Consider the following 1,529-nt stretch of genomic DNA (forward strand, 5'->3'; position numbering starts at 1 on the left):
ATGTTAGAGGAATTGGTGAAAAGTGGAGTTGTTAGCCGTGATCTAGCCGATGTGTTGAACGAGCGTTGGAAGAACTATATTCCGCTGTTCCGATCATTTGATGATGAGGTGGTGGAGTTTGGTAGTGGCTTGTCGGATGCACTAGCGAATGTTGCGAATCCAATTAAGTCACTCAAGGGATCCGAGAGAGCGGTAATCGATCCACTAGAGAACATGGTAAAAAATATATTCAGTTCGGTAAACTCAGCAGAACGGAATAAAGTAGCCTCACAACTGGCTAAATTGGCCGACATCGATACCGAAGGGAGTTTCATTCGTAAGCTAGGACCTGATGAAAAGGTGGACAGGAAGAACGTTGTTAGTGTGAGGGTGGATGGTAATACCGTCAAGTACGAGGTTGAGCCAGAAGTGTATAAAGCGCTGCTAAATCTGGACAAAGAATCATCGAACATGATCGTAAACGCACTGGCTAAGCCAGCATCATTGCTACGGGCTGGAGCTACACTCACACCAGAGTTCAGTTTGCGGAACCCAATACGAGATGTATTACAGGCTTTTGTTACAAGTAAGAGTGGTTTCAATCCCATAACAGACTTTGGTGCTGGACTAATTCAAGCCATTTCTAAGGGAAAACTGTACAAAGATTGGATAGACAACTTGGGTGCTTATGGTAATGTCATGTCAATGGATCGTGATGTGCATCGGAAGGCACTCGAAAAGGTTTTGAAAGAACCAGTTTCGAAAAAGTTTGTCAACATCGTCAATGGTAAAGCGTTGATAGGGCTCCTTCGAGCAATATCCGATACAACGGAATCCGCAACAAAGATCGGAGAGTATCGCGCAGCGCTCCGGAAAGGACAATCCAAAGAAGAGGCCGCATACCGTTCAAGGGATCTGATGGACTTTGCTAGAGCAGGAACAGGAATTCGGCAAGCTAATAAGATGGTTGCATTCCTAAACGCCAATATTCAAGGAAAATCGAAGCTCATCCGATCGATAAAGGAAAATCCAATAGGAACAACGACACGCGCCTTAACTGCTGTTACCATCCCCACAGTTGGCGTGTTTTTGTTGAACAAAAAAATTGCAAATGATACACAAAGAGAGACAATAGATAACGCTCCGGATTGGATGCGGAATTCATTTTGGTTGGCTGCTATTCCTGGCACTGATATGGTGGCAAGAATTCCGAAGCCATTTGACCTAGCAACGATTTTTTCTAATCTACCAGAGCGCGCTTTAGACTATGTGTACAAAAATGATAAAGAGGCGTTCGATGGGTTTGCACGTCGAGCCTTATCGGAGTCGGCCCTACCTTCTCAAATATCGGGATTGTTGCCGTTTGTTGAAGGCATGGCGAACTATTCCTTTTTCCGTGAAGGGAGTATCATCCCTCAGCGCGAGCAGGGAATGAAATTCGGTGACCAGTATGACCCGATTCGCACAACAGAGACAGCAAAATTACTTGCTGCAGGCGCAGATAAACTCACCGGAGGAAAGGGAGCATTCAAAAACTTTTCATCACCTCG

General features: G+C 45.1%; 1 protein-coding gene. It reads left to right on the plus strand.

Annotated elements, in window-relative coordinates; all coding sequences use genetic code 11:
• Positions 1-1,529, plus strand: a 1,529-nt coding sequence (locus tag AC1DWB_RS34965) for an LPD38 domain-containing protein (RefSeq protein WP_477545669.1), incomplete at both ends; no start/stop codon positions are given.

The sequence above is a fragment of the Paenibacillus sp. P4_E11 genome (assembly GCF_056401635.1).